The 24,578-nt window shown below is 61.7% G+C and carries 20 protein-coding genes, 2 tRNA genes and 3 rRNA genes; 15 read left to right on the top strand and 10 right to left on the bottom strand.

The window, feature by feature from the left end; translation table 11 throughout:
• Positions 1-120 precede the first annotated feature (120 nt).
• The 3 genes from JYG32_RS01325 to JYG32_RS01335 form a co-directional block, all read right to left on the bottom strand.
• Positions 121-795, bottom strand: coding sequence for an energy-coupling factor ABC transporter permease (locus tag JYG32_RS01325; protein ID WP_174381198.1), 675 nt, complete (start codon positions 793-795; stop codon positions 121-123).
• 74 nt (positions 796-869) lie between these two features.
• Positions 870-1,706, bottom strand: coding sequence for a response regulator transcription factor (locus JYG32_RS01330; protein WP_213264420.1), 837 nt, complete (start codon positions 1,704-1,706; stop codon positions 870-872).
• A gap of 211 nt (positions 1,707-1,917) precedes the next feature.
• Positions 1,918-3,135, bottom strand: a complete 1,218-nt coding sequence (locus JYG32_RS01335; RefSeq protein ID WP_174381200.1) for a DUF2863 family protein — start codon at positions 3,133-3,135, stop codon at positions 1,918-1,920.
• 575 nt (positions 3,136-3,710) lie between these two features.
• Between JYG32_RS01335 and JYG32_RS01340 the strand changes: the two genes are divergently transcribed.
• From JYG32_RS01340 to JYG32_RS01375, 8 genes are all read left to right on the top strand, one after another.
• A 16S ribosomal RNA gene (locus tag JYG32_RS01340) occupies positions 3,711-5,243 on the top strand.
• Between the two features lie 63 nt (positions 5,244-5,306).
• Positions 5,307-5,383: transfer RNA gene (locus JYG32_RS01345), tRNA-Ile, on the top strand.
• Between the two features lie 86 nt (positions 5,384-5,469).
• Positions 5,470-5,545: transfer RNA gene (locus JYG32_RS01350), tRNA-Ala, on the top strand.
• 295 nt (positions 5,546-5,840) lie between these two features.
• A 23S ribosomal RNA gene (locus JYG32_RS01355) occupies positions 5,841-8,722 on the top strand.
• 152 nt (positions 8,723-8,874) lie between these two features.
• A 5S ribosomal RNA gene (gene rrf, locus JYG32_RS01360) occupies positions 8,875-8,987 on the top strand.
• The 16S, 23S and 5S rRNA genes sit together here with 2 tRNA genes alongside, the layout of an rRNA operon.
• Before the next feature lie 248 nt (positions 8,988-9,235).
• Positions 9,236-9,640, top strand: coding sequence for a Cu(I)-responsive transcriptional regulator (gene cueR / locus JYG32_RS01365; RefSeq protein ID WP_174382325.1), 405 nt, complete (start codon positions 9,236-9,238; stop codon positions 9,638-9,640).
• Positions 9,641-9,857: 217 nt separating this feature from the next.
• The gene (locus JYG32_RS01370) at positions 9,858-10,004 is read left to right on the top strand and encodes a DUF3563 family protein (RefSeq protein ID WP_072445473.1); all 147 of its coding nucleotides are present in this window, start codon (positions 9,858-9,860) and stop codon (positions 10,002-10,004) included.
• A 113-nt stretch (positions 10,005-10,117) separates the two neighbouring features.
• Positions 10,118-10,486 carry a hypothetical protein gene (locus tag JYG32_RS01375; protein WP_174382352.1) on the top strand — a complete coding sequence of 123 codons (369 nt, stop codon included), beginning with the start codon at positions 10,118-10,120 and terminating at the stop codon, positions 10,484-10,486.
• Positions 10,487-10,501: 15 nt separating this feature from the next.
• Here JYG32_RS01375 and JYG32_RS01380 read toward each other — a convergent pair whose 3' ends face one another.
• Together JYG32_RS01380 and JYG32_RS01385 are read right to left on the bottom strand one after the other, a co-directional pair.
• Positions 10,502-11,347, bottom strand: a complete 846-nt coding sequence (locus JYG32_RS01380) for a 23S rRNA (adenine(2030)-N(6))-methyltransferase RlmJ (RefSeq protein ID WP_174382326.1) — start codon at positions 11,345-11,347, stop codon at positions 10,502-10,504.
• 111 nt (positions 11,348-11,458) lie between these two features.
• Positions 11,459-12,430 carry a potassium channel beta subunit family protein gene (locus JYG32_RS01385; protein WP_213264421.1) on the bottom strand — a complete coding sequence of 324 codons (972 nt, stop codon included), beginning with the start codon at positions 12,428-12,430 and terminating at the stop codon, positions 11,459-11,461.
• Between the two features lie 164 nt (positions 12,431-12,594).
• Here JYG32_RS01385 and JYG32_RS01390 point away from each other — a divergent pair, with 164 nt between their 5' ends.
• The gene (locus JYG32_RS01390) at positions 12,595-13,383 is read left to right on the top strand and encodes a 3-hydroxybutyrate dehydrogenase (protein WP_213264422.1); all 789 of its coding nucleotides are present in this window, start codon (positions 12,595-12,597) and stop codon (positions 13,381-13,383) included.
• A gap of 122 nt (positions 13,384-13,505) precedes the next feature.
• Here the strand turns inward: JYG32_RS01390 and JYG32_RS01395 are convergent, their stop codons facing one another.
• Positions 13,506-14,705 carry an amino acid aminotransferase gene (locus JYG32_RS01395; protein WP_213264423.1) on the bottom strand — a complete coding sequence of 400 codons (1,200 nt, stop codon included), beginning with the start codon at positions 14,703-14,705 and terminating at the stop codon, positions 13,506-13,508.
• A gap of 251 nt (positions 14,706-14,956) precedes the next feature.
• Here JYG32_RS01395 and uvrB point away from each other — a divergent pair, with 251 nt between their 5' ends.
• The 5 genes from uvrB (at position 14,957) to JYG32_RS01420 (ending at position 20,499) form a co-directional block, all read left to right on the top strand.
• Complete coding sequence (gene uvrB, locus JYG32_RS01400) at positions 14,957-17,047, top strand: excinuclease ABC subunit UvrB (protein ID WP_174382330.1); 2,091 nt, start codon at positions 14,957-14,959, stop codon at positions 17,045-17,047.
• A gap of 218 nt (positions 17,048-17,265) precedes the next feature.
• Entirely contained in the window at positions 17,266-17,817 is a 552-nt protein-coding gene (locus JYG32_RS01405; protein ID WP_213264424.1) for an iron transporter, read from the top strand.
• A gap of 55 nt (positions 17,818-17,872) precedes the next feature.
• Positions 17,873-18,205, top strand: coding sequence for a cupredoxin domain-containing protein (locus tag JYG32_RS01410; protein WP_047898577.1), 333 nt, complete (start codon positions 17,873-17,875; stop codon positions 18,203-18,205).
• Positions 18,206-18,262: 57 nt separating this feature from the next.
• The gene (locus tag JYG32_RS01415; protein ID WP_174382333.1) at positions 18,263-19,105 is read left to right on the top strand and encodes an FTR1 family iron permease; all 843 of its coding nucleotides are present in this window, start codon (positions 18,263-18,265) and stop codon (positions 19,103-19,105) included.
• Entirely contained in the window at positions 19,102-20,499 is a 1,398-nt protein-coding gene (locus JYG32_RS01420; RefSeq protein ID WP_213264425.1) for a 4Fe-4S binding protein, read from the top strand. Before JYG32_RS01415 ends, JYG32_RS01420 begins: the two co-directional genes overlap by 4 nt.
• A gap of 314 nt (positions 20,500-20,813) precedes the next feature.
• Here the strand turns inward: JYG32_RS01420 and hemP are convergent, their stop codons facing one another.
• From hemP to JYG32_RS01435, 3 genes are all read right to left on the bottom strand, one after another.
• Positions 20,814-21,059 carry a hemin uptake protein HemP gene (gene hemP, locus JYG32_RS01425; protein WP_174382335.1) on the bottom strand — a complete coding sequence of 82 codons (246 nt, stop codon included), beginning with the start codon at positions 21,057-21,059 and terminating at the stop codon, positions 20,814-20,816.
• 138 nt (positions 21,060-21,197) lie between these two features.
• Entirely contained in the window at positions 21,198-21,683 is a 486-nt protein-coding gene (locus JYG32_RS01430; protein ID WP_174382336.1) for an SRPBCC family protein, read from the bottom strand.
• Positions 21,684-21,783: 100 nt separating this feature from the next.
• The gene (locus tag JYG32_RS01435) at positions 21,784-22,656 is read right to left on the bottom strand and encodes a pirin family protein (protein WP_174382337.1); all 873 of its coding nucleotides are present in this window, start codon (positions 22,654-22,656) and stop codon (positions 21,784-21,786) included.
• Between the two features lie 122 nt (positions 22,657-22,778).
• Here JYG32_RS01435 and JYG32_RS01440 point away from each other — a divergent pair, with 122 nt between their 5' ends.
• Positions 22,779-23,753, top strand: a complete 975-nt coding sequence (locus tag JYG32_RS01440) for a LysR family transcriptional regulator (protein ID WP_174382338.1) — start codon at positions 22,779-22,781, stop codon at positions 23,751-23,753.
• A 396-nt stretch (positions 23,754-24,149) separates the two neighbouring features.
• Here JYG32_RS01440 and JYG32_RS01445 read toward each other — a convergent pair whose 3' ends face one another.
• Entirely contained in the window at positions 24,150-24,578 is a 429-nt protein-coding gene (locus JYG32_RS01445; protein ID WP_006478310.1) for an ExbD/TolR family protein, read from the bottom strand.

Consider the following 24,578-nt stretch of genomic DNA (forward strand, 5'->3'; position numbering starts at 1 on the left):
GATGAAGAACAGGAGTTCAATCTTAGCGTAAAAAAGTTGTGCGGCAGTAGATGGCCTATTCTCCCGCGCTGCGGAAGATGCCGCCGGCACGTGCTGACGGTGCCCCCATCCGAAGGAATTTCAGGCGCGCGGGCCGCCGAGGCGATAGCGCCGGACGTCGAAGGTCGTGACCCACGCAGGGCGATAGACGGCGATGAGTGCTGTCGCCATACCGGTGAACCACGCTTCGCCGAGCGCGAGCAGCGCCGTGTTCAACAGATAGCCGGCAGGAATCACGACAGGTACGCCATCCGCGAGGGCGAGCTGGACGCCGGCTGCTGCTGTGGCGACCGCGATGATCGCAATGGCCGGCGACAGGAATCCCTGGCCGGTGATGAACGACGCGAGGTTGTGCGGCAGCCATGCGAGCGCGGCGCGCTGCAGCAACGCCGACACGGCAACAGGCAGCGCACCGTAGATCAGATAGGTCAGGCCAATGCCCTGCCACGGCGCGTCGAAGATGATCGCGGCGACCGCCGTGACGGCGCCCATCGCAATCAGCGCGAGCGTCCAGTCGAACAGCGTGACGAGCAGCGTTGCGCCAAGCAGATGCATGACGATGCCATCGTCGAGCCACGCATTCGAGGCCCACAGGACCGCGATCGCGGTGACGAGCGCGAGCCACACGTGCTGGAGTGTGGCGTCCTGGAGGCGCACGAAGGGGCGATTCCAGATCGCGAGCGCGAGCAGCGCCACGGCGGCGATCCAGCCACCGATGCCAACCCAGAGCGGAAGCGGTGTGAAAAGAAAACCCATGCGTTCATATTACTCGTTGAGCATCAAAGGTGGGAATCCGCACATGCCGACCGTCGCGATATCGAGACTGTCTGCTAGCGCTCGCGCCGGAACCGTGCCCGCGGCTCGGCGGCGAGCGGCAGGTCCTGCGCGCCGGCATGCGCGGTCGGCAACGGGTACGGATGATCGTTCCGTTGCGTGCGCAGCGGAGCCGGGCTGCGTTCGCCGATGGGCGGCTTGCGCGCGCGGTTGCGGTTCGCCAGCAGCACTTCGAGGTGCGGCGACAGCCAGCCGTTGTAGATCGCGACCGCGGCGGCGCGGTTGACGGCGCCAAGTTGCTGGAAGATGCTGGCGAGGTGAATTTTCACGGTGCCCTCGCTGATGCCGAGCGTACGGGCAATCATCTTGTTCGTGCTGCCCATGTGGACGAAGCGCATGATCTGCGCTTGCCTCGGCGACAACAGGCCGCTTGGCGGGCGGCGGGGCAGCGATCCGGCAAGCGTCTGGAAATGGGCATCGTGGCGCGCCGCAGCTGTGGAGGGCAGCAGGCGGAGGGCGATCGGCGGGATGTAGTGTCCGCCCAGCAGGACCATCTCGAGCGCACGCACGATCAGGTGCGGCCGCGTGGAATGCGGGATCACGCCTGCGACACCGTAGTTGAAGAAGCGCTGGATGGCTTCCGGCGAGGCTTCGTCGATCAGCACGGCCGCGGGCGTCGGCGAGCAGGCGCTGCAGAGTGCCTGCAGTTCGCTCAGCCGGCCGATGTCCAGCCAGTCGATCGCGACGAGGTCGAAACGCTGGGTGCGCAGCAGCCGGCGCGCCTGGAAGCCGTCGGGCGCATCGTTGATGCTGGCGTGACGGTCGATCTGCCGCAGCAGGGCCTTCAGTCCGTCACGCCGTTCGGCGTCTGAATTGAGCACCAGGAATCGCATATTCAACCTCCATAAGGGTCAGTCATTGATCTGCTGTCGGGCATGCGTTGGTCCCGATGATGACAAAGACCTTACACGATGTCTGCTTGGCTGAAAGGCTTAGGAAAAGTCCGAAATTTTCGGCGACGGAATATCGGACAAGAAAAAAGCCGCTCCGGCGGGAACCGGGAGCGGCTTCGAGCGGGCAGGCCGTTCGGGCCTGCGGTGCGGGTCAGTGGAAGTGTGGCTGGGCGGGCGACGCGTCTTCCGGCATTTCCGCATGGACGATTTCGCCGAGCGGATCTGCGTAGAGCGGCACGCCGCAGTCATCGCAATATTCGGGTTCGAAGCGGCCTGCGTGCCGGCGGACGTCGGTTACGCCGCATTCCTTCAGCAGGCTCACGATTTCCTCGAGCGGCCCTTCAATCGGCGCCTCGCCCTCGAGCGTTGCGCTGTCGATCGACACGTCGCCGTTTTCACGGCCGTAGAGCGGCCACACGACACCATAGATCACATCGTTGCTCGCACGCCGCGTGAAGCCGACACGGTATTCGTCGATACGGCGTTCGCCGAAGCCGGCGACCACCGCGCGCAGTTCCTGCGGTGCCGTACCAAGTGTGTCGAAAAGATAACGAATGGCGGTTCGCACCGTGTGCGGACGGATGCGCTCGTCCGCATCGCGGCAGGCCGAGTAGTACGCGTCCGGAAGCAGGCACTCGAACTCGCATCCGGGCAGCGCGATCGACAGATTCGGGCCGCCCTGGGCCGTCCACTGTTCGAGGCACTGACCGCGCTCGATCCGGCTGCCGCTTTCTTCTTCCTGCCAGCGGAACAGCGGCGCGCCGGCGGGCGCAGCGACGACGGCGAGCAGGAAGCGCGGGTCGGCCAGGATCGGCGAGGTTTCGGGCAGGTCGCCAAAGCTGAGCTTGGGCGCGTGCTGGCCGATCGCCGAATGCGCGAGCTGCTGGGCAAGGCGGTAGGTCTCGACGTGATGCCGTGGCAACTGGTCGATGCTGTAGAGGAACGGGGCAAGCCCGACGAGCGTGCCGTTCGCAAGGACATGAGCTTGCAGGTGCGTACGCAGCGCGTCGGCCACGTCACCCTTGAGGGGGCCGGACGGAATCATGTAGCGTGTCCAAGCGAGAACCGGGACGGCGACCAGCAGCGCATCGTACGGCTGGCCGTCGTGCTCGATCACCATCGACTCGCTGTGGGTCTCGGCCATGTCGGCGAGCGCGCCGTAGGCGTCGGGGTGATTCTGCTGCAGATGGTCGAGCGCTGCGTCGAGCGTGGTCTGGTTGCCGTTGCGGACAATCTTGGCGAGCAGCGCATCGAGCTTCGCTTCCCAGAAGCGATCCTCGATGCGGCTACCCGAGGCGAAGAGCGCAAGCGACAGACCAACCAGTTTGTCGGCATCGGGGGGGAGGCGTTTGGCGATTCGCTGGCGCATATTAAAGACGTATATAGAAAGAGGCGAAGAACCTCACATTCTAGTCCGTTCTTTGCACCATAAGCGGTCTCGTGCCCTGACATGGCCGGACGGCCAATTTTCGGCTTTTGTAAAAAAGTTTCTTCAAACCCCTTGCGCGAAGGGGGCGGGCTGCATAGAATCACGCCTCTTTCGCGCTCACGGAAACGCGGCGCGGGAGAGGGAAGCGGAGTCGGTGGTGTGCAGCAGGTTGGGCGCACGGCTGGCGACGGAAGATGGACCCCGCAGTCGCAACGAAGTCGTTCAGAAAGTTGTTGACGCGCTGCGAAACACGGTTCATAATCTCGCTTCTCTGCTGCTGAAAACGCAGCGCTGCCGGGAAACGAAGCCAACGCCGAATTTCTCGCAGAACCGCTCTTTAAAAATTAACAGCCGATAAGTGTGGGCGCTTGATGGAAGCGAGCTGATCTTCGGATCAGATAGCGAAAGTATCAAGAGTCTCACACTAAAGTAAGTCAGGTTTATGAAGTGATTCATATACCTGTCAGCTTTGAGTGAGCGACCGGTTCGAAAGAACCGAAAACAGTAACAGGTTTAAACTGAAGAGTTTGATCCTGGCTCAGATTGAACGCTGGCGGCATGCCTTACACATGCAAGTCGAACGGCAGCACGGGTGCTTGCACCTGGTGGCGAGTGGCGAACGGGTGAGTAATACATCGGAACATGTCCTGTAGTGGGGGATAGCCCGGCGAAAGCCGGATTAATACCGCATACGATCTACGGATGAAAGCGGGGGACCTTCGGGCCTCGCGCTATAGGGTTGGCCGATGGCTGATTAGCTAGTTGGTGGGGTAAAGGCCTACCAAGGCGACGATCAGTAGCTGGTCTGAGAGGACGACCAGCCACACTGGGACTGAGACACGGCCCAGACTCCTACGGGAGGCAGCAGTGGGGAATTTTGGACAATGGGCGAAAGCCTGATCCAGCAATGCCGCGTGTGTGAAGAAGGCCTTCGGGTTGTAAAGCACTTTTGTCCGGAAAGAAATCCCTGGTTCTAATACAGCCGGGGGATGACGGTACCGGAAGAATAAGCACCGGCTAACTACGTGCCAGCAGCCGCGGTAATACGTAGGGTGCGAGCGTTAATCGGAATTACTGGGCGTAAAGCGTGCGCAGGCGGTTTGCTAAGACCGATGTGAAATCCCCGGGCTCAACCTGGGAACTGCATTGGTGACTGGCAGGCTAGAGTATGGCAGAGGGGGGTAGAATTCCACGTGTAGCAGTGAAATGCGTAGAGATGTGGAGGAATACCGATGGCGAAGGCAGCCCCCTGGGCCAATACTGACGCTCATGCACGAAAGCGTGGGGAGCAAACAGGATTAGATACCCTGGTAGTCCACGCCCTAAACGATGTCAACTAGTTGTTGGGGATTCATTTCCTTAGTAACGTAGCTAACGCGTGAAGTTGACCGCCTGGGGAGTACGGTCGCAAGATTAAAACTCAAAGGAATTGACGGGGACCCGCACAAGCGGTGGATGATGTGGATTAATTCGATGCAACGCGAAAAACCTTACCTACCCTTGACATGGTCGGAATCCTGCTGAGAGGCGGGAGTGCTCGAAAGAGAACCGATACACAGGTGCTGCATGGCTGTCGTCAGCTCGTGTCGTGAGATGTTGGGTTAAGTCCCGCAACGAGCGCAACCCTTGTCCTTAGTTGCTACGCAAGAGCACTCTAAGGAGACTGCCGGTGACAAACCGGAGGAAGGTGGGGATGACGTCAAGTCCTCATGGCCCTTATGGGTAGGGCTTCACACGTCATACAATGGTCGGAACAGAGGGTTGCCAACCCGCGAGGGGGAGCTAATCCCAGAAAACCGATCGTAGTCCGGATTGCACTCTGCAACTCGAGTGCATGAAGCTGGAATCGCTAGTAATCGCGGATCAGCATGCCGCGGTGAATACGTTCCCGGGTCTTGTACACACCGCCCGTCACACCATGGGAGTGGGTTTTACCAGAAGTGGCTAGTCTAACCGCAAGGAGGACGGTCACCACGGTAGGATTCATGACTGGGGTGAAGTCGTAACAAGGTAGCCGTATCGGAAGGTGCGGCTGGATCACCTCCTTTCCAGAGCTATCTCGCGAAGTTGAGCGCTCACGCTTATCGGCTGTAAATTAAAGACAGACTCAGGGGTCTGTAGCTCAGTCGGTTAGAGCACCGTCTTGATAAGGCGGGGGTCGTTGGTTCGAATCCAACCAGACCCACCATTGTCTGACGTGTCGGTGATCGTTAGCGCTTTAGCGCTTACGCGTACCCCAAGCCGACAGGCTAACACCTGAGATTCTCTGTACATGGGGGCATAGCTCAGCTGGGAGAGCACCTGCTTTGCAAGCAGGGGGTCGTCGGTTCGATCCCGTCTGCCTCCACCAATCTTCAATGGGAAGCGTTTGGATCACACGAAAGTGACGTGTGAGACGAGCATTTGCCATTGGCGATTGAGCCAGTCAGAGTGATATGAGTAACACCATATCGGCTGTCGTTCTTTAACAATCTGGAAGAAGCAAGTAATTTGGATAGCGGAAGCGTCTTGAGATGGACGTGAAAGTTATCCGGGTTGTGATTGTATCGATGTATCTCAAGATGATTCGAACTTCATGTTCGACTCGATTTTGGAATACGGCACAACGCGAGAACTCAACCTGTAACGAGACAGACTCGTTATAGGGTCAAGCGAACAAGTGCATGTGGTGGATGCCTTGGCGATCACAGGCGATGAAGGACGCGGTAGCCTGCGAAAAGCTACGGGGAGCTGGCAAACGAGCTTTGATCCGTAGATGTCCGAATGGGGAAACCCGGCCCTTTTGGGTCATCCTGGACTGAATACATAGGTCCAGTGAAGCGAACGCGGTGAACTGAAACATCTAAGTAACCGCAGGAAAAGAAATCAACCGAGATTCCCAAAGTAGTGGCGAGCGAAATGGGATGAGCCTTGTACTCTTTATTTGTATTGTTAGCCGAACGCTCTGGAAAGTGCGGCCATAGCAGGTGATAGCCCTGTAGGCGAAAACAGTATGAAAGAACTAAGTGTACGACAAGTAGGGCGGGACACGTGAAATCCTGTCTGAAGATGGGGGGACCATCCTCCAAGGCTAAATACTCGTGATCGACCGATAGTGAACCAGTACCGTGAGGGAAAGGCGAAAAGAACCCCGGGAGGGGAGTGAAATAGATCCTGAAACCGCATGCATACAAACAGTCGGAGCCTCGCAAGGGGTGACGGCGTACCTTTTGTATAATGGGTCAGCGACTTACGTTCAGTAGCAAGCTTAACCGTATAGGGCAGGCGTAGCGAAAGCGAGTCCGAATAGGGCGTTCAGTTGCTGGGCGTAGACCCGAAACCAAGTGATCTATCCATGGCCAGGATGAAGGTGCGGTAACACGTACTGGAGGTCCGAACCCACTAACGTTGAAAAGTTAGGGGATGAGCTGTGGATAGGGGTGAAAGGCTAAACAAACTTGGAAATAGCTGGTTCTCTCCGAAAACTATTTAGGTAGTGCCTCGTGTCTCACCTTCGGGGGTAGAGCACTGTCATGGTTGGGGGGTCTATTGCAGATTACCCCGCCATAGCAAACTCCGAATACCGAAGAGTGCAATCACGGGAGACAGACATCGGGTGCTAACGTCCGGTGTCAAGAGGGAAACAACCCAGACCGCCAGCTAAGGTCCCCAAATATAGCTAAGTGGGAAACGAAGTGGGAAGGCTAAAACAGTCAGGAGGTTGGCTTAGAAGCAGCCACCCTTTAAAGAAAGCGTAATAGCTCACTGATCGAGTCGTCCTGCGCGGAAGATGTAACGGGGCTAAGCTATATACCGAAGCTGCGGATGCGAGCTATGCTCGCATGGTAGGAGAGCGTTCCGTAAGCCTGCGAAGGTGCGTTGAAAAGCGTGCTGGAGGTATCGGAAGTGCGAATGCTGACATGAGTAGCGATAAAGGGGGTGAAAGGCCCCCTCGCCGTAAGCCCAAGGTTTCCTACGCAACGTTCATCGGCGTAGGGTGAGTCGGCCCCTAAGGCGAGGCAGAAATGCGTAGCTGATGGGAAGCAGGTCAATATTCCTGCACCATTGTTAGATGCGATGGGGGGACGGATCGCGGAAGGTTGTCCGGGTGTTGGAAGTCCCGGTCGCTGCATTGGAGAAGGCGCTTAGGCAAATCCGGGCGCGGAATTCAAGGGTGTGGCGCGAGCTCCTTAGGGAGCGAAGCAATTGGAAGTGGTTCCAAGAAAAGCCTCTAAGCTTCAGTCTAACGATGACCGTACCGCAAACCGACACAGGTGGGCGAGATGAGTATTCTAAGGCGCTTGAGAGAACTCGGGAGAAGGAACTCGGCAAATTGGTACCGTAACTTCGGGATAAGGTACGCCCTTGTAGCTTGATGCCCCTGCGGGCAAAGGGTGAAGGGGTTGCAATAAACTGGTGGCTGCGACTGTTTAATAAAAACACAGCACTCTGCAAACACGAAAGTGGACGTATAGGGTGTGACGCCTGCCCGGTGCCGGAAGATTAAATGATGGGGTGCAAGCTCTTGATTGAAGTCCCGGTAAACGGCGGCCGTAACTATAACGGTCCTAAGGTAGCGAAATTCCTTGTCGGGTAAGTTCCGACCTGCACGAATGGCGTAACGATGGCCACACTGTCTCCTCCCGAGACTCAGCGAAGTTGAAGTGTTTGTGATGATGCAATCTACCCGCGGCTAGACGGAAAGACCCCATGAACCTTTACTGTAGCTTTGCATTGGACTTTGAACCGATCTGTGTAGGATAGGTGGGAGGCTATGAAACCGGAACGCTAGTTTCGGTGGAGCCGTCCTTGAAATACCACCCTGGTTTGTTTGAGGTTCTAACCTTGGCCCGTGATCCGGGTCGGGGACAGTGCATGGTAGGCAGTTTGACTGGGGCGGTCTCCTCCCAAAGCGTAACGGAGGAGTACGAAGGTACGCTAGGTACGGTCGGAAATCGTGCTGATAGTGCAATGGCATAAGCGTGCTTAACTGCGAGACCGACAAGTCGAGCAGGTGCGAAAGCAGGTCATAGTGATCCGGTGGTTCTGTATGGAAGGGCCATCGCTCAACGGATAAAAGGTACTCTGGGGATAACAGGCTGATACCGCCCAAGAGTTCATATCGACGGCGGTGTTTGGCACCTCGATGTCGGCTCATCTCATCCTGGGGCTGTAGCCGGTCCCAAGGGTATGGCTGTTCGCCATTTAAAGAGGTACGTGAGCTGGGTTTAAAACGTCGTGAGACAGTTTGGTCCCTATCTGCCGTGGGCGTTGGATATTTGAAGGGGGCTGCTCCTAGTACGAGAGGACCGGAGTGGACGAACCTCTGGTGTACCGGTTGTCACGCCAGTGGCATCGCCGGGTAGCTATGTTCGGAAGAGATAACCGCTGAAAGCATCTAAGCGGGAAACTCGCCTTAAGATGAGATATCCCTGGGGACTAGATCCCCTTGAAGGGTCGTTCGAGACCAGGACGTTGATAGGTCAGGTGTGTAAGCGCAGTAATGCGTTCAGCTAACTGATACTAATTGCCCGTAAGGCTTGATCCTATAACAAGTCTGCCTTGTAGATGAGCGCCGTGCGATGCACGTGCTGCCATCCGAGAGAGACGGGTTGGATTCTCGTGTGTGATACACACAACCCAAGATTACTGCTTCTTCCCGATTGGTCGCGCTGCGAAGCCGCGCGACACCCCTCTTTGCCTGATGACCATAGCGAGTCGGTCCCACCCCTTCCCATCCCGAACAGGACCGTGAAACGACTCTACGCCGATGATAGTGCGGATTCCCGTGTGAAAGTAGGTAATCGTCAGGCTCCCTAAGCCAAGAACCCCCGCCCGACCAGGCGGGGGTTTTTGCATTGGCGCGGCCAAATTGTAATCGAACCAAGTGGAGCACCGCGCTCAATCGTCGCATCCCGCCGGCACACGCCAGATCAGCTGTCTTTCATCCCGCGGCTCACCGCGGAACGAAACCGCGTGATTTGATACGATCGAAATGTCGTCGGCGATTGTGTTCGTCGACGTTCATGTTCGAAACCGGGGCTTGATGGAGGGGCGGGGAATGAATATCGGCGACGCGTCGCGCGAATCCGGAGTCAGCGCAAAAATGATCCGCTACTACGAGCAGGTCGGCCTTCTTGCGCCGAGCAAGCGTACCGACGCCGGCTACCGGATCTACGGTGCGGACGAAATCCACATCCTGCGCTTCATTCGTCAGGCGCGACGGCTTGGCTTTCTCGTCGAGGACATCCGCAAGCTGCTGATGCTCTGGCAAGACCGCTCCCGCGCCAGCGCCGAGGTGAAGTCGATCGCCCTCGAGCACGTGGCCGAACTCGACAAGCGCATCGCTGAACTGAGCGACATGCGCGATACGCTGGCCGACCTGGCCGCGCACTGCCATGGCGACGGACGGCCCGAATGCCCGATTTTGGCGCGCCTGGCCGACCCCGTCGGTGAACCAGATTAGTGCGTTTACTCAAGGCCCGAAATGGGCGCCCGATTCAACCTCTATACAAATCAATAGGTTACGCGAGATCGGCGCGCGTTCATTCCGGATTGGAATGGCTTCCATGCAAGCATTTCACTGGCATCTTGGTGCGGCGTCGTTATAATTCGGGAATACCCTATACGGGAAATCCCTGAATCTCGATTCGCCCAGGGGTCCCCCTTCCTTGGAGAACATCATGATCGCCTACATCGTCGAAAAGCTGAGCAACTGGTTCGAATCTGCAGAACGTGAGCGCCGTGAGGCTTACCTCGCCACGTCGTCGGACATCGTCCAGCTCGAGCACCGCATCCGCTCGCTCGAAACCAACGGCTACTCGCTGTAATCGGAGTCACCGTCAGGTGCTGTGTGGCACCGAACGACAAGCAAGCCCCGTATTGACGGGGCTTTGTTTTTTGTGCGCCGGATCTGGCGAAATCGTCGACGCGGCGTTATGGTATGGGCCTGTTTTTCATCGTGAAGGACACGATCATGCGTTTGCGTCTCGATGTGCGTCGCAGTACCCGCGCGCGTCTCGCTCTGGGCGCGGCCGTGCTTGTCCATGGCCTCGCGGCCGGTGCCGCGACTTCGTCCAAACCGCTGATTCTCGATACGCAACGCGGTATCCAGGACGGCAAGGGCGGGTTGGTGCTGCAGACAGCACCTTTGTCTTCCGAGCCGATCGTCGAGCCGGCGGGCATGCGGGCTCCGGCCGGGCAAGCGCCGAACACGTCGGTTCCGCTGTTCGTCGCGCCGTATATCAATGTGCCCGGCTGGGGCACGCCGCCGGCCAACCAGCCGAAACTCGCGCCGAGGCCGCAGCCGTAACGGCCGGTTGCCCGATCAGTTTCCGCGCTGCTCGATCTGGCAGCGGGCGCCGCTATCCTGCCCCAGCATCTCGACCAGATAGGGCAGTGCCTCATTCATGCTCTGCGCGAGCGTATACGGCGGATTCAGGATGAACATCCCGCTGCCGTAGAGGCCCAGTCCATCGTCAGGCGGATTCGATACCGTCAGCGTCAGGTGCAGCCAGTTGTTCGGTTGCAGGCGCTTCAACTGCTCGGGAAAGCGCTGCGATTCCGTTCGCGTGACCTGCGGATACCAGATCGCGTAGCAACCCGTCGCGAAACGCTTCAGGCATTCCGTCACGCAGCTTACCGTGCGCGCGTAATCCTTCTTGTCCTCGTAGGACGGGTCGATCAGCACGAGTGCGCGTCGCGGCGGCGGCGGCAGCAGCGCCTTGATGCCTTCGAAGCCGTCACCGGCGAAGATCATCGCGCGTCGCCCCGCGTCGCGGAAGTTGTGGCGCAGCACGTCGATTTCCGTCGTGTGCATTTCGAACAGGCGCATCCGGTCCTGCTCGCGCATCGATCGCCAAGCGATATACGGGGAACCCGGGTAGAAGCGCAGTTCGCCGTCGTCGTTCAGTGCGCGTACTTCGTCCACATAATCGCCCAGCGCTTCCGGCAGGTTCTTGTCGTTCCACAGCCGGCCGATGCCGGTGTCGAATTCTGCCGTCTTTGCCGCGTAGCCATCGCGCAGCGAGTACACGCCGGCACCGGCATGCGTGTCGATGTACCAGTACGACTTGTCTTTCTTGTTCAGGTAGCGCAGCAGTTGGACGACGACGGCGTGCTTGAGCACGTCCGCGTGGTTGCCTGCGTGAAAACCGTGACGATAACTGAGCATGGCGGGCTGCCTGAAACAGAAGGTGAATCGATGAAAGCGGTCGATCGGGCGCGGCCGTCAGGCCGGGTGCCGATGCGGCCGCGTATTGTACGCGAGTGGCCGTGAGTCGCCTTACTCGTATGCGTTGCCGACTACCTCCTCGATGCGTTGCTTCACATCCGGCGTCAGCATCGCGGCGACGTCGAGCGCGCGCATGTTGTCGCCGATCTGCTCGATCCGCGATGCGCCGGTGATAACCGAACTCACGCGCGGATTCGCGAGCACCCACGCGATCGCGAGCTGGCCGGTGCTGCAGCCGAGGTCGGCTGCGATCCCGCCGAGCCGTTCGACGATGTCGTTGCTGGCCTGATCGGTCAACCGGGCGCGCATCCAGTCGTAACCCTGCAACTGCGCGCGGCTGCCGGGCGGCACGCCGTTGCGGTACTTGCCGGTAAGCAGGCCCGAGGCCAGCGGGCTCCAGGTCGTGAGGCCGAGGCCGTAGTCGTCGTAGAGCCGCGCATATTCCTGTTCGACTCGCGTGCGGTGGAACAGGTTGTACTGAGGTTGCTCGACGACCGGCTTGTGCAGGTGATGCCGGTCGGCGATCTCGCACGCGGCGCGGATCTCGTCGGCGCTCCATTCCGACGTGCCCCAGTACAGCGCCTTGCCGCGCGCGATCATGTCGCTCATTGCCCAGACGGTTTCCTCGATCGGTGTGTTCGGATCGGGGCGATGGCAATAGACGAGGTCGACATAGTCGAGCTGCAGCCGGCGCAGCGAGCCGTCGATCGCGTTCAGCAGGTATTTCCGGTTCAGCGTGTGATACTGGTTCGGTGCTTCCGCGAGCCCCCAGAAGAACTTCGTGGACACGATATAACTGATGCGCGGCCAGTCGAGCGACTTGAGCGCCTGGCCCATGATTTCCTCGGATTTGCCGCCGGCGTACACCTCGGCGTTGTCGAAGAAATTGACACCCGCGTCGCGTGCCGCGGCGAGGCATTCGCGTGCGACCCGCTGGTCGACCTGGTTGCCGTAGGTGACCCACGAGCCGAGCGAGAGCGCGCTGATCTGCAGGCCGGAACGGCCTAGCCGTCGATAGTGCATGCGAATCTCCTGCGTGACAGAGCCGACCTTAAGCTTAGACGTTTTGCGCGCGAACGGCGGCGCCGATCGTGCACAATGACGGCTGGCCCGCCGGTACGGTCACGCGATGAAAGCGGATGCGGCGGGCGCGTGTTTTATCGATCCGATAACGGGAGGAGACGGACATGGCAGCAGATCTGAGCGGCAAGACCGCAGTCGTCACGGGCGCCGCGAGCGGCATCGGCAAGGAAATCGCACTCGAGCTCGCGAAGGCGGGCGCGGCCGTCGCGATCGCCGACCTGAACCAGGACGGTGCCAATGCGGTCGCCGACGAGATCAACAAGGCAGGCGGCAAGGCGATCGGCGTCGCGATGGACGTGACGAACGAGGAAGCCGTGAACGCAGGCATCGACAAGGTTGCCGACACGTTCGGCTCGGTCGACATCCTCGTGTCGAACGCGGGCATCCAGATCGTCAACCCGATCGAGAACTACTCGTTCTCCGACTGGAAGAAGATGCAGGCAATCCACGTCGACGGCGCGTTCCTGACGACGAAGGCCGCGCTCAAGCACATGTACAAGGACGATCGCGGCGGCGTCGTGATCTACATGGGTTCGGTGCACTCGCACGAAGCGTCGCCGCTGAAGTCGGCGTACGTGACGGCCAAGCACGGTTTGCTCGGCCTCGCACGCGTGCTGGCGAAGGAAGGCGCGAAGCACAACGTGCGCTCGCACGTCGTGTGTCCGGGCTTCGTGCGCACGCCGCTGGTCGACAAGCAGATTCCGGAGCAGGCGAAGGAGCTCGGGATCAGCGAAGACGAAGTGGTGAAGAAGGTGATGCTTGGCAACACGGTCGACGGCGTGTTCACGACGGTGCAGGACGTCGCGCAGACGGTGCTGTTCCTGTCGGCATTCCCGAGCGCCGCGCTCACCGGCCAGTCGGTCGTCGTCAGTCACGGCTGGTTCATGCAGTAACGCGGGGGCGCGGGCGGTGTAGCCTCCCGCCGCCGAACGGTACAAAAAAACGCGCTCCGGGGAGCGCGTTTTTCATTTCGGCAGGGCGGGGCCGGTGACGGCTGCCGCCCGCTGGCGCCGGGTTACTTCAGCACGGTTGCGATTGCGTTGGCGACCACGTCGAGGTTGCGCGTGTTCAGCGCTGCGACGCAGATCCGGCCCGTGCCGACCGCATAGATGCCGAACTCGTCGCGCAGGCGATCGACTTGCGCCGAGGTCAAGCCCGAATACGAGAACATCCCGCGCTGCGCGTTGATGAAGCTGAAGTCGCGATCGACGCCGCTTGCCTTCAGGCGCTCGACGAGACCGTTGCGCATTGCGCGGATGCGATCGCGCATTTCGCCGAGTTCCTGCACCCACGAAGCGTGCAGTTCCGGCGATGCGAGCACCGCTGCGACCACCGCGCCGCCATGGGTCGGCGGGTTCGAGTAGTTCGTGCGGATCACGCGCTTCAGTTGCGACAGCACGCGCGTGGCTTCTTCCTTGCTCGACGTGATGATCGACAGCGCGCCGACGCGCTCGCCGTACAGCGAGAACGACTTCGAGAACGACGACGACACGAACGCGTTCAGGTCGGCCGCGGCAAACAGCCGCACGGCGGCCGCGTCGGCCTCGATGTTCTCGCCGAAGCCCTGGTATGCCATGTCGAGGAACGGCACGAGGTTGCGCGCCTTCACGACGTCGACGATCTGTTGCCATTGCGCTTCGGTGAGGTCCACGCCGGTCGGGTTGTGGCAGCACGCGTGCAGCACGACAACCGTGCCTGCCGCATAGCCGGTCAGCGCCGACAGCATGCCTTCGAAGTTCACGCCGTTGGTGGCGGCGTCGTAATACGGGTACGCGACGACTTCGAAGCCGGCCGCTTCGAACAGCGCGCGGTGGTTTTCCCAGCTCGGATCGCTGATCGCGACCTTCACGTTCGGGTTCACGGTGCGCAGGAAATCGGCGCCGATCTTCAGTGCGCCCGTGCCACCCAGTGCCTGGGCCGTGACCACGCGGCCCGCTGCGATCAGCGGCGAATCGTTGCCGAGCAGCAGCTTCTGCACCGCCGCATCGTAGGCGGCGATCCCGTCGATCGGCAGGTAGCCGCGCGGCAGGCCAGCCTCGACACGCGCCTTCTCCGCTTCGCGAACCGCGCGCAGCAGCGGAATCTTGCCTTCTTCGTTCGTGTACACGCCGACGCCGAGGTTGACCTTGGTCGGACGCGCATCGGCGTTGAAGGCTTCGTTCAGGCCCAGGATCGGGTCGCGGGGAGCAAGCTGGACAGCGGAGAAGAGCGACATGATGATTCGGCAGTAGTGAAAATAGGGTCAGGCTTTCAGCCGGCGGGGCGGGCGCAGCGAACCGCGTGCCAACGGGCGCGACGCCGGAAAGCGCAGCAGCCCGATATTGTAGCGAATTCGCGCTGGCGGGGGTGGGCGATTCGGCGGCGAATCGCGATTTCGGGCGGCCGTCGCGCGGCAGGAGCCGACAGCAGTTCGCGCGGCCGCGAAGCGCTAGAATGCTTTCTTTGCCCTCGCTCCGGCCGCATTCCATGTCCGAACATCATGCCGAAGTCGGCGACGCGCTCGACGAATCCAAATTCGTCACCTTCGAAGGCTCGCCGTTCCAGTTGTACCAGCCGTATCCGCCCGCGGGCGACCAGCCGACCGCAATCGACACGCTCGTCGAAGGCATCGGCGACGGCCTTGCCTTCCAGACGCTGCTCGGCGTGACGGGTTCGGGCAAGACCTTCACGATGGCGAACACGATCGCGCGGCTCGGCCGCCCGGCGATCGTGTTCGCGCCGAACAAGACGCTCGCGGCCCAGCTTTATGCCGAGTTCCGCGAGTTCTTCCCGCGCAACGCGGTCGAGTACTTCGTCTCGTACTACGACTACTACCAGCCTGAGGCCTACGTGCCGCAGCGCGACCTGTTCATCGAGAAGGACTCGTCGATCAACGAGCACATCGAGCAGATGCGGCTGTCGGCGACGAAGAGCCTGATGGAGCGCCGCGACGTGGTGATCGTCGCGACGGTGTCGGCGATCTACGGTATCGGCAACCCGTCCGAATACCACCAGATGATCCTGACGCTGCGCACCGGCGACAAGCTCGGCCAGCGCGACGTGATCGCGCGGCTGATCGCGATGCAATACACGCGCAACGAGCAGGACTTCCAGCGCGGCACGTTCCGCGTGCGCGGCGACACGATCGACATCTTCCCGGCCGAACACGCGGAAATGGCGGTGCGCGTCGAACTGTTCGACGACGAGGTCGAGACGCTGCATCTGTTCGATCCGTTGACCGGGCGCGTGCGACAGAAGATTCCGCGCTTCACCGTGTATCCGTCGTCGCACTACGTGACGCCGCGCGACACCGTGATGCGCGCGGTCGAGACGATCAAGGACGAATTGCGCGAACGCCTCGAGTTCTTCCATCGCGACGGCAAGCTCGTCGAGGCGCAGCGCCTCGAGCAGCGCACGCGCTTCGATCTCGAGATGCTGCAGGAGCTCGGCTTCTGCAAGGGCATCGAGAACTACTCGCGGCATTTCTCGGGCGCGGCGCCCGGCGACCCGCCGCCGACGCTCGTCGACTACCTGCCGCCCGATGCGCTGATGCTGCTCGACGAATCGCACGTGCTGATCGGCCAGTTGAACGGCATGTACAACGGCGACCGCGCGCGCAAGGAAAACCTCGTCAATTACGGGTTTCGCTTGCCGTCGGCGCTCGACAACCGGCCGCTCAAGTTCCCCGAGTTCGAACGCAAGATGCGCCAGGTCGTGTTCGTGTCGGCCACGCCGGCCGACTACGAGAAGCGCGTGACGGGGCAGATCGCAGAACAGGTCGTGCGGCCGACGGGGCTCGTCGATCCGGAAATCGAAGTGCGGCCGGCGAGCTCGCAGGTCGACGACGTGCTGACCGAGATCAACGCGCGCGTGAAGGCCGGCGAGCGCGTACTGATCACCGTGCTGACGAAGCGCATGGCCGAACAGCTCACCGAGTTTCTGGCCGACCATGGCGTCAAGGTGCGTTACCTGCACAGCGACATCGACACGGTCGAGCGCGTCGAGATCATCCGCGACCTGCGGCTCGGCACGTTCGACGTGCTGGTCGGGATCAACCTGCTGCGCGAGGGTCTCGACATCCCCGAAGTGTCGCTCGTCGCGATCCTCGATGCGGACAAGGAAGGTTTCCTGCGCGCCGAGCGCTCGCTGATCCAGACGATCGGCCGCGCCGCGCGGAACGTGAACGGCAAGGCGATTCTCTATGCCGACACGATGACCGAGTCGATGAAGCGCGCGATCGGCGAAACCGAGCGGCGCCGCGCGAAGCAGATCGCGCACAACGAGCGAATGGGCATCACGCCGCGCGGCGTCGTGAAGCGCATCAAGGACATCATCGACGGCGTCTACAACGCCGACGAGGCGCGCGCGGAGCTGAAGGAGGCGCAGCAGCGCGCCAAGTTCGAGGACATGTCGGAAAAGCAGCTTGCGAAGGAAATCAAGCGTCTCGAGAAGCAGATGGCCGATTACGCAAAGAACCTCGAGTTCGAGAAGGCGGCCGCGACGCGCGACCAGCTTGCGCTGCTGCGCGAGCGCGTGTTCGGCGCGAACGTCGGCGACCACATCAGCGGCGGCCGGTAAATCTTTCCAAAAGTCACCCAACCTGTCTGTAACGGGTCTGTAAGCCTTGTCGGATCAGGGGTTTACACGGCATCCGGTTTGTTCCGGAACAGGTTAGGTGCTAAACTCCGCAATTATTGAGAATTGTTCGCATTAACGTTCGTCATTGCGTTAGTGTTTTCAGCGAGCCGTCCCGGTGGCGGCTCGGATGGTGTCAGATCAAATAACAAGGAGTGTCCATGTTGGGTTCTTCGTTCATCCGCACGACGGTTGCGGTAGCGGCGGCGCTTGCCGTGATGTCGGCCACGGCTGCCGAATATCCGATCGGCAAGCAGCAGATCCAGGGCGGCATGGAAATCGGCGTGGTGTACCTGCAGCCGATCACGATGGACCCGGAAGGGATGATGCGCAAGGCGTCGGATTCCGACATCCACCTCGAGGCCGACATCCATGCGGTCAAGAACAACCCGACGGGTTTCGCGGAAGGCGACTGGATGCCGTACCTGCAGGTCACGTACAAGCTGACGAAGCAGGGCGACACGAAGTGGAAGTCGGAAGGCGACCTGATGGGCATGGTTGCGAGCGACGGTCCGCACTACGGCGACAACGTGAAGCTGAACGGCCCGGGCAAGTACCACCTGACGATGGTCGTCAAGGCGCCGATGCAGTCGGGCCACATGGCATTCGGCCGTCACATCGACAAGGAAACGGGCGTGGGCGCGTGGTTCAAGCCCATTACGCTCGAGTACGACTTCCCGTTCGCCGGTATCGGCAAGAAGGGCGGTTACTGATCGGTGGCATCACGAACGGCGCGCTTCGGCGCGCCGTCGGCGTAGAGAACCCAGAATGAAAATTCCCCAGAAAATCGTTGCCGCAGCCGCTGCGTTGTGGCTTGCCGGCGCTGCGTACGCTGCCGATCTGCCGACGTTCAAGCTCGAGATGGCGGACGGCAAGCTGAATCCCGCCCGCATCGAAGTGCCGGCCGGCCAGCGTTTCAAGATCGAGATCAAGAACACCGGCAAGGGCGCCGCCGAATTCGAGAGCGTGCAACTGCGCAAGGAGAAGGTGCTTGCGCCGGGCGCCGATTCGTTCGTGGTCGTTGCTCCGCTGTCGCCGGGCGAATACAAGTTTTTCGACGATTTCCACCAGCAGGCACAGGGCGTGATCGTCGCGAAGTAACGCGTTTTATCTGCGTGCGGGCACATCTGTCCGTTGCCCGCGCGTCAGGAGGTATCGATGGGTCAGATCTTGTTCATCGTCTGGCGGGAGAGCGTCGAAGCGCTGCTCGTCGTCGGCATTCTCTACGCATGGCTGAAAAACGGCGACGACGACGCGCGCCGCGGCCTGCCGTTTCTCTGGGCCGGCGTCGGTGTCGGCTTGCTGATGGCGGTCGGCCTCGGTGCCGCGCTGGTCGGTTTCACCGAAGTGCTGTCCGGCGACGCGCAGGACTACTTCCAGACTGCCATGGTGCTGATCGCATGCGTGCTGATCGTGCAGATGGTGCTGTGGATGCGCCGGCACGGCCGCACGCTGAAGCGCGACATGGAGCAATCGCTGCAGCAGAGCACGCGCGATTCGAACTGGTGGGGCGTCGCCGTGCTGGTCGCGCTCGCGATCGCACGCGAAGGCAGCGAGACGGTGATCTTCCTGTACGGTCTCGGTTTCGGCCAGTCGGGCCACGTCGACGGCAACCAGATGCTCGCGGTGGTGATCGGCCTCGGTCTTGCGTTCCTCACGTTCTATTTGCTGCAGCTGGGCGGCAAGGTCTTCTCGTGGCGGCATTTCTTCCGGGTCACCGAAGTGATGCTGCTGTTCCTCGGCGCGGGCCTGTTCCAGACCGGCGTCGACAAGCTGATCGACAAGGAAATCCTGCCGCTCGGCATTTCGCAGGTGTGGGACACGTCCTCGATCCTCGATGACTCGGGCACGTTCGGCTCGCTCGTCGCGACGCTGACCGGCTATCGCGCACACCCGGCACTGACCAACCTGGTCGCCTATGCGGTGTACTGGGCGGTGGTCTGGCTGCTGATGAAGCGCGCAAGCCGTCGTCCGGCCATTGCCGCGGGCCGCGCGGCATGAGCGTTGTCGCCGCAGCCAAGCCGGGCTGGCTCGCGCAGGCCGGCCAGTGGATGCAGCGCCACGGTGCGCTGATCCGCGGCATCCAGTGGATCGTCGTCGCCGTCTACGCGTTCCTGATCATCGTGCCGGCGGTGTTGCCGCTGCCGGACGATTCCGCGCATCTGTGGAGCAACCTCACGCTGATCGCGCAATTCGCGTTCTGGGGCATCTGGTGGCCGTTCGTGCTGCTGTCGATGGTGATGCTCGGCCGCGTCTGGTGCGGCGTGCTGTGTCCGGAAGGCGCGCTCACCGAATATGCGAGCAAGTTCGGCCGCGGCGGCCCGATTCCGCGCTGGATCCGGTGGGGCGGCTGGCCGTTCGTCGCGTTCGGGATTACAACGATCTACGGGCAGATGGTGAGCGTGTACCAGTACCCGCTCGCGGTGCTGTTCGTACTCGGCGGCTCGACCGTCGGCGCGATCGTGATCGGCGTGCTGTACGGCCGCGAGAAGCGCGTGTGGTGCAAGTACCTGTGTCCGGTCAACGGCGTGTTCGGGCTGCTCGCGCGGCTCGCGCCGATGCGCTACAAGGTCGACGAGGATGCGTGGCGCCGTTCGTACAAGAACGGCGAGCACGGCCATCGCGTGATTCCGATCAACTGCGCGCCGCTCGTGCCGTTGCGCAGCATGAAGGGCGCAGCATCGTGCCATATGTGCGGCCGCTGCAGCGGGCACCGCGACGCGATCTCGCTGTCGTTGCGCTCGCCGTCCGACGAAGTCGTGAACCTCGGCGCGCAGCAGGCGAGCCCGTGGGATACCGCGCTGATCCTGTACGGCCTGCTCGGCGTCGCGATCGGTGCGTTCCACTGGACCGTCAGTCCGTGGTTCGTGCAGATCAAGCAATGGCTCGCGGGCTGGCTGATCGACCGCGACATCACGTGGCTGCTCGAAACCAATGCGCCGTGGTTCCTGCTCACGCATTATCCGGATCGCAACGACGTGTTTTCCTGGCTCGACGGCGGGTTGATCGTCAGCTACATCGTCGGCACGGGGCTCGTGTATGGCACGGCACTGCTGGTGCTGCTGGCCGGCGCCACGCTGATGCTCGGCCGCTTCGATCGCGTGCGGCTGCATCACCTCGCGCAGGCGTTGATCCCGATCGCGGGCGCGGGCGTGTTCCTCGGGCTGTCGGCGACGACGCTGTCGTTGCTGCGCGCCGAGCATGTGCCGCTCGGCTGGGCGACCGACGTGCGCATCGTGATCCTGGTCGGCGCCAACGCATGGAGTGCGTGGCTCGCATGGAAAGTGACCGGGCGCTATGCGGCCTGGCCGCGTCGGCTCGCGGCATTCGCGTGGTTCGCCGTCGGGCTTGCGGTCGTCGACAGCGCATGGTGGTTGATGTTCTGGGGTTTCTGAGGCGGCTTGTGTGCGGCTTCGGCTGCCGTGCGAGGCCGCGAGGAAACCAGCGAGGTTCAGCTTCCGGCATGCATTGAGCGACAATGAACGCGGGTGGCATGCTTCACGTATTGGCCGCCCAAACAAAAAGCGACACGTCGCTCGACGTGTCGCTTTTTTCTTCCTTGTGCGAGAACCAAAAAAAGTGGCTTGGCTTGCTGCAACGGCTGCTTGAGTGTGTTTGCACGAAGGGGTCTAGATCTCGCGTGCAAGCCGTTACGCTGGCTAATGCCCAACACCTCTCAGGGAGGTGGTCCCCACAATACTCTGTGTCGTTACTTCGTCAGGATCAGTTTGCCGAGCCGGGTGGCACGCAACTGATAGGTTTCTCCGTTATGTGCGATGCTGATGTGGCTGTGGCCTTGCAGCAGCGCATCGCTGTTGACGACCCGCGTGCCTGCATCGCGGTTGCCGGCGGGTTTCGCCGGCGTCGTGACCGCTGCCGTTTTCTGACGGCTGCTGCCTGCGGTGCCGGTTGTGTGGCGCAAGGTCAGCGTGGTCGGGCGCATGGTGTCGGTCATTCGGTTGATCGGTGACTGTCGATACGATGGAATGAATTCTAAATGATAACCATTCCCATTCGCAAAAACTCTTTATCGATCGAGATGACAGGCTTGATAGCTTGAGTCAAAGGGGCGGCCCGCAGGCCGCCGCCGGGTTCAGTGCAACGGATCGGGATCCTTGCGGCCCTGCGCGTATTCGCGGATCAGGCGGACCGTGTCGATATCCGACGTGCGGTACGCTTCCTTGACGATCCCGTGCGTCTGCCGGGCATCTTCGCTGTCGTCCGTGACGGTCAGCGTCGTGCGGTATTCGAAACGCAGGAACAGCTGGTGGTCGTCGTCGCGTTCCTCGATCGTCATCGTCAGCGAGCCGCCGATCTCGCCGTCGGCCGCGAGGATGTCGTAGCGGACCTGCTGGTTCGGCGTGAACGTGACGTGGTCGCGCACGGTCGCGTGGCCGTAGTGCAGTTCACGTTCGAGCGTCGTGTCCGTCCGTTCGTGGACGACGCAGCTGTCGAGGCCGAGCACGAACAGTTGCGGCTGTTCGGCGCGCAGCACGAGGCCTTCCCAGAGCTGGTCGCGGGTGAGGGTCGGCACGGCCGGATCGTCGGAGTTGATCTGGATCAGGTGTTCGAAGTTCAAGGGGACGGGTTCCTTCTGGTGGTGGGCGGCCACATGGTTCAAGAAGTTATTGTGACGCAAAACCATCCGTTTCGCGGTACCTGCCGCCCCCGATCGGGCATCACGCTTCGATGCGTCCCATGCGGCCGGTCTGGTAGTCGACGACGGCCTGCCGGATCTCTTCCTCGGTATTCATCACGAACGGGCCGTAGCGGACGATCGGCTCGTTGAGCGGCACGCCGCCGATCAGCAGCAGGTCGAGCGGCGTGTCGCCGGCGGCGAACGTGACCGTGTCGCCGTCGTCGCCGTAGACGATCATGTGCCGTGCGTCGACAGCCTGCCTGTCGGGCCCGTAGAGGCCCGTTCCGTCGATCGGATAGGCAAACACGCGATAGCCGGCCGGCACGGGCTGCGTGACCGTTGCGCCGGGTTCCAGCGTGAAATGCTGGTAGAGGATCGGCGTGCGCGTCTCGATCGCGGCCCGGACGCCGAACGCTTCGCCGGCGATGACGCGCACGCGCGCGCGGCCGTCCGGCGACGTCGCGGTCGGGATGCGGTCGGCCGGGATCTCCTGGTAGCGCGGCGCGATCAGCTTGTCGCGGCGCGGCAGGTTGACCCATAGCTGGAAGCCGTGGGAGCGGCCGCCCGCCTGCGCGAACGCCGGATCGGGCATCTCGCTGTGCACGACGCCCGCGCCGGCCGTCATCCACTGCACGTCGCCGGGGCCGAGCGTGCCGGCATGGCCGGACGAGTCGCGATGGCAGAAGCGCCCGTCGAGTGCGTAGGTCACGGTCTCGAAGCCGCGATGCGGATGGTCGGGCGCGCCCACGGCCTCGCCGGGGGCGTAGTCGACGGGGCCCATTTCGTCGAGCAGCAGGAACGGATCGAAATCCATCAGCAGCCGGGTCGGGAACGGGCGGTGAACCACGAAGCCGCCGCCTTCGGTCGTGCGAAGCGCGGGGTAGGTGCGGTCAAGCGAGCGAGCGGTCGTCATGGGGAAGCCCTCGAAATCATCGGAATAGCGTCATTTTTGAAACATAGGGCTATTATATTGGGCGTTTTCCCGTTCGATTTGCGACGGTTCGCAATGGATTGTTCTGAAATTGGAACGATGAGATGAATATCGATGCACATAACCTGAACGACCTCATGTACTTTTCGCAGGTCGTCGAACATGGCGGTTTCTCGGCTGCGGAGCGCGTGCTGGGCATCTCGAAATCGCGCCTGTCGCGGCGCCTGACCGAACTCGAGGCGGCGCTCGGCGTGCGCCTGCTGCAGCGCTCGACGCGCAAGCTCGCGCTGACCGAGGCGGGGGAACTGTTCTACCAGCATTGCCAGGCGATGCTCGCCGAGGCACAGGCCGCGATGAATGCGGTGCAGCAGTTGCGCGCGTCGCCGCGCGGCTCGGTGCGCGTCAGTGTGCCCGTCACGCTGTCGCAGACGATGCTGTCGCGCATCCTGCCCGAATTCCTGCGCCGCTATCCCGAGGTGAAGGTGCACGTGCGCGTGACGAACCGTGTGATCGACCTGTTCGAGGATTCGATCGACGTCGCGTTGCGCGTGCGCTCGGAGCCACCGCAGAACGCCAACATCGTCGTGCGGCCGCTGTGGCGCACCGAGCAGATGCTGGTCGGCGCGCCGAGCCTGCTGAGCCAGAATGCGCCGCCGCTGGTGCCGGACGACCTGACTTATTTCGAGACGCTCGATACGCCGAGCGTCGACGGGCGGCACGTATTCAACCTGATCGCGCCGGACGGCACGCGTCATGTGCACGAGCACGATCCGCGGCTCGTGACGGCCGACCTGATGACGATCCGCGAGGCCGTGCTCGACGGCCTCGGGATCGCGGCACTGCCGGAGATGATGTACGGCAACGCGCTGCGCGCGGGCCAACTATCGCCCGTGATGCCGGGCTGGACGCTGCCGGTACCGCAACTGTATGCGGTGTTCGTGTCGCGGCAGGGGATGCCGCCCGCGGTGCGTGCGTTCGTCGACTACCTGGTCGAGAAACTCGATCACGGCGCCTACAAGGAGCCGGGGTGCCCCGAGCGTGCGAAGAAGGAGGCGGCGACCGATGCTTCGGCGACCTGAACACAGCGTGCGCGACGACGCAAATTTGTTTTGTCATTGAAGCGTCGCCTGCAATCGCAAGTTTCAATCGCCGGAACCTTGAATGCGCGGGCGGGCGGGCCTATATTGAAATCCCATTTCGTGAAGGAAGTTCTGAGCGAAATCAGGTGGCCGCATATATTGTGAGCCAGATAGGGCAGAACGCGCAGTCCGTGCAGACCACGGTAGCCGCATTTGCGTTGCTCGAGGCGCAACCGATACCGCCGAAGAGCCCGCCGCCCGAAGGCGCCCGCGTGCGCATGAAAAAAGGCCTTCATCTGGCGATGAAGGCCTTTTACTTTGTGGACGCCCGGTTAGGGGCGGCCGGCTAGGTACGCCCGCTTAGGGGCGCCCGGCAAGGTGCGAAACGCGCGTGCGTTATTTCGCTTTCGCGCCCGGTTCCGTCACGAAACCGAGTTTGGTCAGGCCGCCGGCCTGCGCATCCGACATCACTTCGGCCACATGTTCGTATGCAACCTTGCGGTCTGCGCGCAGGTGCAACTCCGGCTGCGGCGTGCGTTTCGCGGCTTCCGCGATGCGCGCCTGCAACTGTTCACGCGTGACCGTGTGGTCGTCCCACAGGATCGTGCCGTCGCCCTGGATCGCGACGTCGACCGTCTGCGGCTTTTCATCGACGGGCTGGCTGCTGGCGTGCGGCAGGTCGATCTTCACCGCATGCTGCATCGCCGGGATCGTCACGAGAAAAATGATCAGGAGTACGAGCATGACGTCGACGAGCGGCGTCATGTTGATCTCGCTCATCACGGCATCGTCGTCATCGTCGCTGAAACCGGTGTTCATTGCCAT

The sequence above is a fragment of the Burkholderia pyrrocinia genome (assembly GCF_018417535.1).
In the GTDB taxonomy this organism is placed as follows: domain Bacteria; phylum Pseudomonadota; class Gammaproteobacteria; order Burkholderiales; family Burkholderiaceae; genus Burkholderia; species Burkholderia pyrrocinia_E.